The organism is Nocardiopsis sp. NPDC006832, from assembly GCF_040635885.1.
Classification (GTDB): Bacteria; Actinomycetota; Actinomycetes; order Streptosporangiales; family Streptosporangiaceae; genus Nocardiopsis.
Map to the genome: position 1 here is coordinate 25,969 of NZ_JBEYLC010000032.1, position 12,733 is coordinate 38,701.

At 69.5% G+C, this 12,733-nt stretch carries 7 protein-coding genes; 1 reads left to right on the top strand and 6 read right to left on the bottom strand.

Annotation, left to right across the window (positions count from 1 at the left end; genetic code table 11):
* Positions 1–451: 451 nt before the first annotated feature.
* The 4 genes from ABZ717_RS16420 to gltB form a co-directional block, all read right to left on the bottom strand.
* Positions 452–1,345, bottom strand: a complete 894-nt coding sequence (locus ABZ717_RS16420; RefSeq protein WP_358510830.1) for a prenyltransferase — start codon at positions 1,343–1,345, stop codon at positions 452–454.
* Positions 1,346–1,417: 72 nt separating this feature from the next.
* Positions 1,418–1,801 carry a DUF2784 domain-containing protein gene (locus ABZ717_RS16425; protein WP_358510729.1) on the bottom strand — a complete coding sequence of 128 codons (384 nt, stop codon included), beginning with the start codon at positions 1,799–1,801 and terminating at the stop codon, positions 1,418–1,420.
* A 72-nt stretch (positions 1,802–1,873) separates the two neighbouring features.
* Positions 1,874–3,328 (bottom strand): glutamate synthase subunit beta, encoded by a 1,455-nt coding sequence (locus ABZ717_RS16430; protein ID WP_358510732.1) that lies wholly within the window; start codon positions 3,326–3,328, stop codon positions 1,874–1,876.
* 29 nt (positions 3,329–3,357) lie between these two features.
* Positions 3,358–7,914: a glutamate synthase large subunit gene (gene gltB / locus ABZ717_RS16435; RefSeq protein ID WP_358510735.1), complete on the bottom strand. Its 4,557-nt coding sequence runs from the start codon at positions 7,912–7,914 to the stop codon at positions 3,358–3,360.
* A 530-nt stretch (positions 7,915–8,444) separates the two neighbouring features.
* Here gltB and ABZ717_RS16440 point away from each other — a divergent pair.
* Complete coding sequence (locus tag ABZ717_RS16440) at positions 8,445–10,214, top strand: bis-aminopropyl spermidine synthase family protein (protein ID WP_358510738.1); 1,770 nt, start codon at positions 8,445–8,447, stop codon at positions 10,212–10,214.
* A gap of 103 nt (positions 10,215–10,317) precedes the next feature.
* Here the strand turns inward: ABZ717_RS16440 and ABZ717_RS16445 are convergent, their stop codons facing one another.
* The gene (locus ABZ717_RS16445; RefSeq protein ID WP_358510741.1) at positions 10,318–11,352 is read right to left on the bottom strand and encodes a hypothetical protein; all 1,035 of its coding nucleotides are present in this window, start codon (positions 11,350–11,352) and stop codon (positions 10,318–10,320) included.
* 176 nt (positions 11,353–11,528) lie between these two features.
* A complete protein-coding gene (locus tag ABZ717_RS16450) occupies positions 11,529–12,701 on the bottom strand; it encodes a hypothetical protein (RefSeq protein WP_358510744.1) in 1,173 nt (390 codons plus the stop codon).
* Between the last annotated feature and the right edge of the window lie 32 nt (positions 12,702–12,733).

Consider the following 12,733-nt stretch of genomic DNA (forward strand, 5'->3'; position numbering starts at 1 on the left):
GGCGCGGGTTTCTCCGGGTCGTTGTCGTGTGGGCGTTTCGCCGTCGGTGAAGGGTGGGCGTGGTTGTTCGGGCGTGGCGTGGTGATGGCGGCTCTGGTGGACGAGGTGGCGGCCTTGGAGGAGGTGCTGCTGGGATTGTCGGAGTCGGATGTGGTGAAGGCGACACGGTGCGTGCCGTGGGACGTGACGGCGTTGTCGGTGCACACGGTGGGCTCGTTGCACCAGGTATCGGTGGCCCTGGACGGGGGCACGGCGGATCCGGCCGCCGCTCTGGTGCCGGCGGCCGGGTATTACTCGCCGCGAGTGCGTTTCTCGCCGGAGGTGAACCGGACCCGGGTCGACGGCGCTTCAGCGCGGGTCGGGCGCGGGGGTGCGGGTCCTGGCGTTGGGGTGAGGCCACGTCATCGTGTGGCGCCCCGCGTGCGGTACGGGGCGCCAGGTGCGCGGGCCGTCAGAGGGACCGGCGTGGGCGGGGCAGGTCGGGTACCAGGCGACCGTAGGCGCGCAGGATGCGCATGCGTTGGATGGTGCGCATGCCTTGGCGTTCGAGGGTGGCGGTGGTGTCCCAGTGCTCCCAGCAGGCGTCCCAACCACCGTCGGGGCGTTGCTCCTCCTCGAAGGCTTCGAGGTTGCGGGTGATCTCGGCGTCGGTGAAGAGCGGTCGGGCGATGTGGGCGGGGTGGCAGGCCAGGTCGAGTGGCGTGTGCACGTGGCCGGTGGCCCTCGGTCGGACGTCGATGACGGCGCGGATCATGGTGGCCAGGTGGTTCATGGTGGCCACGGCTCGGGGCCGGTCGGGCACGTACTGCAGGAAGGTGCAGATGCCGATGGCCTCGTGCGGGTCGGTCCAGTGGAGCCCGTTGATGGTCTTCCAGCAGTAGGCCGTGGCCCGGTCACGCCACGGGTGGGCGACGTTGTTCTTGTGGAGCAGCCCGATGATCATCGCGGTGACGTCGAGGCGGCTGGAGAAGTCGCGGGTCTCCCGGTACCAGGGCGCGGCTTCGGTGTGGCGGACGGTGGGCAGCACGGCGGGTACTCCGCCGTCGTCGTTGGCGTTGCCGGCGAGGAAGAGGCAGATGCCCTGTCCGACGTCCTCGGGGATGGCTCCGAGTTCGTCGAGGTAGCGCAGGGCGGTCTCGGTGGCGACGGGTTGGCTGCCGTGCCCCCGAAGGTCGGGGTCGAGGCTGTTGCCGTAGCCGCCGTCGAGGTTTCGGTGGGCGGCCAGTGACGCGTATACGGGTTGTGCGGACGCTGACTGGAAGTGGAAGGCGAAGCGGTGCCGGTCGATGAGCCGGGCGCTGCGCATGATGAAGTGGTCGGCTGCGCGGTACGAGTCCCAGGTCATAACGGTCATGTCTCGACCGTAGACCCGTGTGACCTGCGGGTGAAGGACGTGCGCGGGATCCATTCGCGATCTTTACGCCGTGTCCGAGGATGGTCTTCGTCGACGACGTAGGTGGATGACGAGGAGCCCGGCCCAGGAGACCGCGACGATGAGGGCGGTGAGGAGTCGGATGCCGGTCAGGTGTTCGGCGGGATAGACGACCCCGGTGAGGTAGTGGTCGACGAACCCCGTGTCCGAGAGGCCCTCCTGCCCGGCTCGTTCTCGTCCCCAGTTCTCGACGTGGGTCAGGGGACAGTCCCATCCGATGAAGGTGATGCCGAGACCGTAGAGGGCGCAGGCCAGGTGGGGCCAGAAGGCGCGTGGCCACTTCCAGGCGAGGAATCCGCCGACGGCGACGTAGACGAGGAAGGCCATGTGCAGGGCCATCGCGCCTTCACCGATCAGTCGGTAGATCATGTCCTTGAGCCTAGAGACGTGCCGGGCGCGAGGGGTAGCCCCCGCGCCCGGGCGGATTCTGGGGCCTCTCGGTCAGACGAGCGGGCGCTCGGTGGGCGCGATGGCGACCGGCAGGGTCCCGTCCTCGGTGAGGTGGTGGTCCACGGCGGCGGCTGCGGAGCGGCCCTCGGCGATGGCCCACACGATGAGGGATTGTCCACGGCCCATGTCGCCGGCGCAGAAGACGCCGTCGACGGTGGTCCTGTAGTCGCTGTCGCGGACGACGTTGCCGCGGCCGTCGAGTTCGACCCCCAGGTCCTCGATCATGCCCTTGGTCTCGGGGCCGACGAAGCCCATGGCGAGGGTGACCAGGTCCGCGGGGATCTCGCGTTCGGTGCCCTCGACGGGTTCGAAGCCGTTCGGGCCGCGTTCGACGTCGACGAGTCTCAGGGCGCGGACGTGCCCGTTCTCGTCGCCGAGGAACTCCAGGGTGTTGACGGAGTAGATCCGCTTGCCGCCCTCTTCGTGCGCGCTGGTGACCTTGTACAGCATGGGCATGGTGGGCCAGGGCTGGTGGTCGGGGCGCGTGGTCGGGGGCTTGGGCATGATCTCCAGCTGGGTGACCGACGCGGCGCCCTGGCGGTGTGCGGTGCCGACGCAGTCCGCGCCGGTGTCACCGCCGCCGATGACGATGACGTGTTTGCCCTGGGCGTGGATGGGTGCGCGGTCGAGGTCGCCCTCCTGCACCTTGTTGGCCAGGGGCAGGTACTCCATGGCCTGGTGGATACCGTCGAGTTCGCGGCCGGTGGCGGGCAGGTCGCGCCACCGGGTGGCGCCGCCGGTGAGGACGACGGCGTCGTTGTCGCTCTTGAGTCGTTCGACGGTGAGGTCGACGCCGATGTTCACGCCGGTGCGGAAGGTGGTGCCTTCGGCGGTCATCTGGGCGATGCGGCGGTCGATGTGCCGCTTCTCCATCTTGAACTCGGGGATGCCGTAGCGGAGCAGGCCGCCGATGCGGTCGGCCCGTTCGTAGACGGTGACGTCGTGTCCGGCGCGGGTGAGTTGCTGTGCGGCGGCCAGGCCAGCGGGGCCGGAGCCGACGATGGCGACCTTCTTGCCGGTGCGGTGGGTGGGCGGCAGGGGCTTGACCCAGCCTTCCTCCCACGCACGGTCGATGATGGAGACCTCGACGTTCTTGATGGTGACGGCGGGCTGGTCGATACCGAGCACGCAGGCCGATTCACAGGGTGCGGGGCAGAGGCGGCCGGTGAACTCGGGGAAGTTGTTGGTGGCGTGGAGTCGTTCGATCGCCTCGGCCCAGTCGTGGGTGTGGACGAGGTTGTTCCACTCGGGGATGAGGTTTCCGAGCGGGCATCCGTTGTGGCAGAAGGGGATGCCGCAGTCCATGCAGCGTGAGGCCTGCTTGGTGACGGTTCCTCGGTCGAAGTCCTCGTGGACCTCGCGCCAGTCCTGGATGCGCACGTCGACGGGCCGGTGCGCGGGGAGCTCTCGCTCGGTGATCTTCAGGAAACCCTTGGGGTCTGCCATGGTTCTTCCTCCTTTCGTGGACCGGGTTTTCAGGACTGCGCGGAGGCCATGACGGCCTCGTCGACGTCGCGTCCTTCGCGTTCGGCCTCGGCCTTGGCGAGCAGGACTCGCTTGTAGTCGCGCGGCATGACCTTGGCGATGCGGTCCAGGCCCTGGTGTCCGGCGACCAGGAGGCGTTCGGCGACGGTGGATCCGGTCTCGGCGTGGTGTCGGGCGAGGACTCCGGTGAGGAAGTCGCGGTCGTCGTCGGTGAGTTCCTCGATCTCGACCATTTCTCCGTTGACGCGTTCGGGGTCCAGGTCGAGGACGTAGGCGACGCCTCCGGACATGCCGGCGGCGAAGTTGCGGCCGGTGCGGCCCAGGACGACGGCGCGACCGCCGGTCATGTACTCGCAGCCGTGGTCGCCGACGCCCTCGACGACGGCGGTGGCTCCGGAGTTGCGGACGCAGAAGCGTTCGCCGACGATGCCGCGCAGGTGGATCTCGCCGGAGGTGGCGCCGTAGGCGATGACGTTGCCGGCGATGATGTGGTCCTCGGCCACCAGGCGTGAGTTCTCGTCGGGGCGGACGATGACGCGTCCGCCGGAGAGACCCTTGCCGACGTAGTCGTTGGCGTCGCCTTGGAGGCGCAGGGTCACGCCCTTGGGGATGAAGGCACCGAAGGACTGTCCGGCGGATCCGGTGAAGGTGACGTCGATGGTGTCGGTGGGCAGGCCCTCGGCCCCGTAGCGCTTGGTGACCTCGTGGCCGAGCATGGTGCCGACGGTGCGGTTGACGTTGCGGACCGGCAGTTGGAGCGCGACGGGCCGGCCGAAGTCCAGGGCGCCCTCGCTGAGTTGGACGAGGGTGTTGTCCAGGGCCTTTTCCAGGCCGTGGTCCTGGTCGCGCCGCCGGGAGCGGTGGTCGCCGGCGATGGGTTCGACCTCGTGCAGGATGGGCGACAGGTCCAGGCCTTGTGCCTTCCAGTGGTCGACGGCGTCGGCGGTGTCGAGCAGGTCGACGGAGCCGATGGCCTCGTCGAGGCTGCGGAAGCCGAGCCGGGCGAGGTATTCGCGGACCTCTTGGGCGATGAACTCGAAGAAGTTCACCACGTACTCGGCCTTGCCGGAGAACCGTTCCCGCAGGAGCGGGTTCTGGGTGGCGACGCCGACCGGGCAGGTGTCGAGGTGGCACACGCGCATCATGACGCAGCCGGAGACGACCAGGGGTGCGGTGGCGAAGCCGTACTCCTCGGCGCCGAGCAGGGCGGCGATGACGACGTCGCGGCCGGTCTTCATCTGGCCGTCGGCCTGGACGACGATGCGGTCGCGCAGTCCGTTGAGCAGCAGGGTCTGCTGGGTTTCGGCGAGGCCGAGCTCCCAGGGGGTACCGGCGTGCTTGAGGGAGGTCAGCGGCGAGGCGCCGGTTCCTCCGTCGTGGCCGGAGATGAGGACGACGTCGGCGTGCGCCTTGGACACGCCGGTGGCGACGGTGCCCACTCCCGCTTCGGAGACCAGTTTGACGTGGACCCGTGCGGACGGGTTCGCGTTCTTGAGGTCGTGGATGAGCTGGGCGAGGTCCTCGATGGAGTAGATGTCGTGGTGGGGCGGCGGCGAGATGAGGCCGACGCCGGGGGTGGAGTGCCTGGTGTCGGCCACCCACGGGTAGACCTTGTGGCCGGGCAGTTGTCCGCCCTCGCCGGGCTTGGCGCCCTGGGCCATCTTGATCTGGATGTCGTCGGCGTTGCTGAGGTAGTGCGAGGTGACGCCGAAGCGACCGGAGGCGACCTGCTTGATGGCGCTGCGTCGCAGGTCCCCGTTGGGGTCGCGGGTGAAGCGGTCGGGGTCCTCGCCGCCCTCTCCGGTGTTGGACTTGCCACCGAGGCGGTTCATCGCGATGGCGAGGGTCTGGTGTGCCTCCGCGGAGATGGAGCCGTAGGACATGGCTCCGGTGGAGAAGCGCTTGACGATCTCCGAGACGGGTTCGACCTCGTCGATGGAGATGGGTTCGCGCACGCCTTCCTTGAGTCGGAAGAGCCCACGCAGGGTCATGAGCTTCTCGGCCTGGTCGTCGATCCTGTTCGTGTACTCCTTGAAGATCTCGTACTTGCGGCTCCGGGTGGAGTGCTGGAGCTTGAAGACCGTCTCGGGGTTGAACAGGTGGGGTTCGCCCTCGCGGCGCCACTGGTACTCACCGCCCACCTCCAGGCGCCGGTGGGCGTTGGGGTTGGCGGTGTGGGCGCGGCGGTGACGGATGGCGACCTCTTCGGCGAGGACGTCGAATCCGACGCCGCCCAGACGGGAGGTGGTGCCGGTGAAGCAGCGGTCGATGACCTCCTGGCCCAGGCCCAGGGCCTCGAAGATCTGGGCGCCGGTGTAGGAGCTGACGGTGGAGACACCGATCTTGGACATGACCTTGAGGACACCCTTGGCGTAGGCCTTGAGGGTGTTGCGCACGGCGGTGTCGGCGTCGACGTCGGCGAGGGTGCCGCGCCGGACCAGGTCGCGGACGGTCTCCAGGGCCAGGTACGGGTTGACCGCGGAGGCGCCGTAGCCCAGCAGGAGGGCGACGTGGTGGCATTCGCGGACGTCGCCGGCCTCGATGACGAGTCCGACCTCGGTACGGGTCTTCTCGCGGATCAGGTGGTGGTGGACGGACCCGGTCAGCAGCAGTGACGGGATGGGTGCGCGGGTGGCGTCGGCGCGGCGGTCGCTGAGGACCAGGATGTGGGCGCCGTCGGCGATGGCCGCGGAGACCTCGGTTTCGATCTCGGCCAGGCGGGCGGAGAGGGCGTCACCGCCGCCGTCGACGGGGTAGGTGCCGTCGACGGTGAAGGTCTTCAGCGCGGGGTCGGTCTGTCCCGCGGCGACGATGGCGGCCAGTTCGGCTTCGTCGACGACCGGGGTGGGCAGGACGAGGCGCCGGTTGTCGCCGGGGCCGGCGCCCAGGATGTTGTGTTCGGCGCCCAGGAGCGTGGACAGGCTGGTGACCATCTCCTCGCGGATGGCGTCCAGTGGCGGGTTGGTGACCTGCGCGAAGTTCTGTGAGAAGTAGTCGAAGAGTTGGCGCGGGCGGTCGGACAGGGCCGCCACCGGGGTGTCGGTGCCCATGGAGCCGATGGGTTCGGCGCCGGTGCGGGCCATCGGGGTGAGGATGATCCGCAGTTCCTCCTCGGTGTAGCCGAACACCCTCTGGGCGAGGTCCGGTTCGGTGACCGGGGTGGGTTCGGCTGCGGGGAGGTCGTTCAGGCGCAGGACTCCGGCGTCGATCCACTCCTGGTAGGGGTGTTCGGCGGCGAGGTCGGCCTTGATCTCCTCGTCCTCGATGATGCGCCCTTGGGCGGTGTCGACCACGAAGATACGGCCCGGCTGTAGGCGGCCCTTGCGCACGACGGTGGCGGGGTCGATGTCCAGGACGCCGGCTTCGGAGGCCAGGACGACGAGGCCGTCCTCGGTGACCCAGTAGCGCCCGGGGCGCAGACCGTTGCGGTCCAGTACGGAGCCGACGAGGGTGCCGTCGGTGAAGGACACCGAGGCCGGTCCGTCCCAGGGCTCCATGAGGGTCGAGTGGTACTCGTAGAAGGCCCGGACGGCCGGGTCCATCTCGGTGTGGTTCTCCCAGGGCTCCGGGATCATCATCAGGACGGCGTGCGGCAGGGAGCGGCCGCCGAGGTGGATGAGTTCCAGGGCGTCGTCGAAGGACGCGGTGTCGGAGTCGTCGGGGTCGACGATGGGGAAGACGCGGTCCAGGTCACCGGGGATGAGGTCGGTGGCGAGCTTGGCCTCGCGTGAGCGCATCATGTTCCGGTTGCCCTTGACGGTGTTGATCTCACCGTTGTGGGCGACGTAGCGGAACGGGTGGGCCAGCGGCCAGGACGGGAAGGTGTTGGTGGAGAACCGGGAGTGGACCAGGGCCAGGCCGGAGGTGTAACGCCGGTCGGACAGGTCCGGGAAGAACGGCTCCAGTTGGGGCGTGGTGAGCATGCCCTTGTAGGCGATGGTGCGCGGGGACAGGCTCGGGAAGTAGACGTCGGTCTCGTGTTCGGCGCGCTTGCGGACGCAGTAGGCGTGGCGCTCCAGGTCGATACCGGTCAGGCCCTCGGTGGGGCCGCCCTCGCGGCCGGTGATGAACAGTTGCCCGAAGTAGGGCATGACCTCGCGGGCGGCGGGACCGCTGTAGCGGGGCTCGAAGGGGACCTCGCGCCAGCCGAGGAGGGTGAGGCCCTCTTCGGCGACGATGGCGTCGATCCGCTCCACGGCGGCGGCTCGTGCGGCCGCGTCGGCGGGGAGGAAACCGATGCCGGTGGCGTAGGCGCCCGCCTCGGGAAGGTCGAAGTCGCAGACCTCGGCGTAGAGCTCGTGGGGGACCTGGGTCAGGATGCCCGCGCCGTCGCCGTCGTCGGGGTCGGCCCCGGAGGCGCCTCGGTGGTCGAGGTTGCGAAGGACGGTCAGCGCCTTGTCCACGATGTCGTGGCTGCGGCGGCCGGTGAGGTCGGCCACGAACCCGACACCACAGGCGTCGTGTTCGTGGGCGGGGTCGTACAGGCCCTGGGGTGTGGCTTCGGGGTTCGTTCGGACGGACGAACGCCGCACGTTTCCAGCAGGCATCTACCCTCCTGTCGTCTTGAAGTCGGCTTTGTGAAAAGCGCATTCGGGACGACATTGGCCCTGCTGCGTACGTGATGGAGTTGTGGCCCGCCGTTGTGGGCGCCCCGGGGCACCCGCCGTGTCGCGTTCACGTCCTCGTGACGCCGGTGGTGTTCGGGTCGCCCGGTTTCGGGCAGGTTCTCTTATACACGCCGGCCCGGTGACGATGCGAATCGTCGTGTGTCCGGCGTTTCCCGCTCGTGTCCCTCTCGGGTCCGCGCGATCGCGCTTTTTCCGATGACGGCCGGCCTTGCCCGTTGTTCCACGCGCGAACCCCGCTAAACCTTCCCGGGCGCGGTGAAGACCGGACCATGGTCCGATTTTCACCGTGGCGGGGCGGCGCCCACCGGCGTGATCCCAGGTTATGTCGCTGTTAACGCGTTTCCCAAGGGGGGATGAACATGACCAGGGAGTGATATCTCCCTCATCGGTGACGAACCACCCTGACCTGCGTCACCGGTGTGGTCCGCACACCGTGGGAGGATCGCCGAATGGCAGGACACCCGACTTCCCCCGGCCCGGATTCCGGGACCTCAATCGACCCCGAACGTGCACCGGGTACCCCGGTCCTGGACGGTCTGGCGGCGCCCGGCGCCGGTTCGGGCCCTCCTCTGCCCGAAGTGGCGGAGACGTTCCTCACCGAGTACGGGATCGACGCCCCACGCCCGCGCCTCATCCTGGCGTTGCTCTCCGACGGACGTTGGTGGAGCACCAACGACCTGGTGCGGGCCGGTGGCATCGCCCACTCCGTGGTGCGTTCGCTACTGCGGGTCCTCGACGAGGCCGACGAGGTGGCCAGGGACGGAGACCGCTACCGGTTGCTGCGTCCCTCCCACTACCAGGGTGCGACGGCGCCGATGCTCGCCGACCCGGTGGCGCACATGTTGCCCGAGCACCCGCGGGCCGCCACGGAGCTGGTGCGGGCGGTGGCCGAGGGACCGGCCTCCGACCTGAACCTGGACCACGTGGCGGCGACGGCGGAGACGGCCCTGCGCCGCGCCCTGTTCCTGACCACCCGTTTCGACCTGACCCGGCGCACCCTGTTGTGCGTGGGCGACCACGACCTGACGTCGCTGGCCTTGGCGCTGGTACTGCCCGGGGCGAAGGTGGGGGTCGTGGACCTGGACGAGCGGGTCCTGGAGCACATCGACACGGTGGCCGAGCGCCTGGGTGTGACCATCCACACGCACAGCGCCGACCTGCGGTTGGGGCTGCCCGAGAGGTTGCGCGAGCGCGCCGACGTGGTCTTCACCGACCCGCCCTACACCCCGGACGGCGTGGAGTTGTTCGTGCGCCGGGGCGTGGAGGGGTTGGCTGACCCGCGCAAGGGCCGGGTGTTGGTGGCCTACGGGGCCAGTGAGACCACCCCGAAGCTGGCGGCCGCCGTCCAGACGCGGTTGGTGCGGATGGGGCTGCTCATGGAGGCGGTGTTGCCGGACTTCAATCGTTACCTGGGCGGGGAGTCGATCGGTGCCGCCAGCGACCTGTACGTGCTCCGGCCGTTGTCGAAGACGTTGCCCGCCCCCGCCGGTGAAAGCGCCCGGGTGTACAGCCAGGGCGTCAACGCCAAGGAGGCGCGGGGCGGAACGGACGTGGAGCGGGCCCGAGCGGTGCTGGATCGGGTCACCGAGGACGGCGCCGGGCGGGGTCACGAGGAGCTCGGGAGCTCTCCGGCATTGGTGGGCGACTGGCCTCGCGAGGTGTGCAAGGAGGTCCGGGTACGTCTGTCCACCTGGATGGACTCCCCCACCGCGGTGGGTCCGTGCGCGGTGATCGACCTGACCGGTGGTTGGGACCGGATCGCGGCGCGGGTGGCGTTGGCCACGACCGCGGACAACGCCTACGTCCTGGTGCCGTCGTCGTCCAAGTGGGTGCGCGACGAGGCCGGGCAGCGGGCGTTCCGGTCGATGGTGGAGCCGGGGATGCGGGTGCGGTTCCTGCGCGGGTTCGGTGCCTCGGACCTGACGGCGATCCGGCTGGAGCGCGACCCCGAACCGGGCGGGAGTTCGGGCCGGTTGTTGGCCCATGTCCAGGGGCGTGCGCACGGGTCGCTCACCACGACGCTGCGGACCGGTCTGATGGAGGTGACGGCCTGGGGCGGGCGGCCGGTGAACAAGCGCACGGCCCGGCAGGCGGTGGCCTCGGCCCCGGCGTGGTTGCCCGGGCACACCCTGTTGGACCTGCCCGAGCACCGGTTCTCGGATCTGCGGGTCCTGTCCTCCGAGCTGTTGGCCAGGGTGGAGGAGGTCAGGGCCGGCTGACGTCCCCCTCCCGAGCAGGACGGCTCCCGAGTAGGACGGCGGGCCCACGGAGAACGACTCTCCGTGGGCCCGCCGCACGTTCGGTGGGTGTGTGACCCCGGTCCTACTCCCCGGGCGCCACCGGGACCTCACCCTCGCCGGGCAACCCCTCCTGTTGACCGGGGACCTCGCCGGGGACCTCTTCGGTGCCGGGCTCGGTACCGGGTTCCGTTCCGGGCTCGCCGCCGGTCTCCTCGGTGCCTTCGGCTCCCTCGGTTCCCGTGCTCTCATCGTCGTCGTACTCGATCATGCGACGGAAGAGCGGGTCACGGAAATTGGCCAGGGCCACCAGCGGGGTGGACAGGGTGACGCGTTCGTCGACCGAGTCGGAGCCGGTGGGCTGGACCCAGACCACGACCAGGTAGTGGCCGCTGACGATGGCGTCGGCGGCGCTGTAGCCCGAACCGAGGCGATCGAAGGGCTCGGCGCCGGAGGGCGGCAGCACGAACCCGGGGTCGACGACCTCCTCCTCGGGATCGCCTCCCTCGGGTTCGGGCAGGTTCAGGGCCTCGGCCACCGCGCGGCTGCCCTCGACGTCGGCCAGGTTGAACACGGTGGCCACACCGAAGTAGTTGTCGGAGAGGTAGGCGGCGCGTCCGGCCTGGCTGCAGTCGGCGTCGGCGAGGGCCTGGGTGGCCTGCTCGCCCCACACCGCGCTGGAGCAGTCGTCGGTCAGATCCGACTCCTCCAGGGTGAAGTCGATGCTCTGGCTGGAGATCTCGGCGTTGCGACGTTCGAACAGCTCACCCTCGTTGAGGACACGGCCGTCGATCTCGCGGGAGGCCAGGACCTCGTTCATGTTCCCGGCGTCGCGGACCTTGTAGTCGGCCGGGCGGGTCTGCGGGGCGGCCGCGTCGCTCCCCTCGTCCCCCGACAGCTGGAAGAACAGGACCACGCCCAAGGCGATGAGGGCGACGACCAGCGTCCCGACGAGGATGACCAGTGTCCGACCGAAGCGTCGGGGTTCCTTCTTGCGTCGTCCACCGCTTCGTCGGCGCCCACCCTCCTGGGAGGGGGCGGGGGTCTGCTGTTCGTCGGGTTCGTTGTTCTTCCTCCGGCGGCCCGGCCTGCCAGGCGTCGAGGGTTCAGAAGAGGACACCCAAAGGACCTTTCCGTGGGTTCGGGCCGGTCACCTGTGGTGACCGGCCCGCTTGCGCTCGGGTTACGAGAGGAGGGAGCTTCCACCTCGGACACGACCCCGGCGGGCGGGTCGATCTGTCCGAGATCCTATCGGGACGTCCGACAGGGCCGGACAGGCCCGAGGTTCGGCTCGCGCTACTCGCCCTCCTCGCCCCGGTAGGCGACGACCTCGTCGTAGACGAAGGAGAACGCGCTCATGGAGGCCACGTCCAGGGTCGCCAGGTCCGAGTCGTCTCCGGGTTCGGAGCCGTCGGCCTTGGCCGTCCAGAACACGGCCAGGTAGTGGCCCATGACCTGGGTGCTGGCCTGGCTGTAGCCCTCCTGCAACCCTTCGATGTCCCCGCCGGTCTGGCTCAGCAGGAAGCCGAGGTCGGTCTCGGAGTTGGTCGGGTCCAGGGCCGCCGCGGCGTCGGTGGCGGCCTCGCTGTCGGCCAGGTCGAACAGCGTCACCTGGGCGACGTACTCGTTGTCGGAGTCGGTGTAGACGCCGGAGGCCGCGTTGACGCAGTCACCGTCGATCAGGCTCTGTCCGAGCTCGTCGCCCCACACCATGGAGGTGCAGGAGTCGGTGACGGCGGAGTCGCGCAGCTCCAGCTGCATGTCCCCGAGTTCCAGTTCGCCCACGGAACCGAAGACCGCCTCCTCCGTCATGAGCTCGGCCTCGGCGGGACGTTCGTCGATGGGACCGAACACCTCCGGGTCGTTCTCCTGGAAGCGGTACTGCTCCGGGGTGAGGGTGCTGTGGCCATCGGGTGGGGCGACCACGCTCTGGTCGCCTCCGCTGGTTCCGCCGCCCCCGCTGACGAGCTGGTAGGCCAGCACCCCCAGGAGTGCGACCAGGGCGATACCGAAGGCGCCCAGGAGCATGCCCAGCACGGCGGTGCCACGCTTGCGTTTGCTCTGTTCGGCCAGGGTGTAGACGATCTGGTTGGGCCGGTCCCCCAGGACCGACACCTTCTTGATCGCGGACGCGGAGAAGGCGGAGACGCGGCCCACGCCGCGCTTCTCCTTGCTCCTGCGTCGTCCACCCCGACGACCTCCCACCGTTCCGTCCGCCTGGGGGTCGTCCCCGTCGCGGTCGTCGTAGTCGGCGTCGTCGTAGTCGTACTCCTCGTAGGAGTCCTGGTCACCCGACCGGTCCTGGGTGTGTCCGTACTCGGCGGAGAAGTCCTCCTCCGGGTCGTAATCCTGGTCGTACCCGTCGTCGTCACGCCCGTAGTCGGCGTGCTCTTCGGTGTGGGTGCCGGCGGCGCGACGGGAACCGCCGCGCCGCTTCTTGCGTCCGAAACCGGACTCGGCTCTGCTCACGGTCTTTCTCAAATCATCAACCCGTGGTCTGC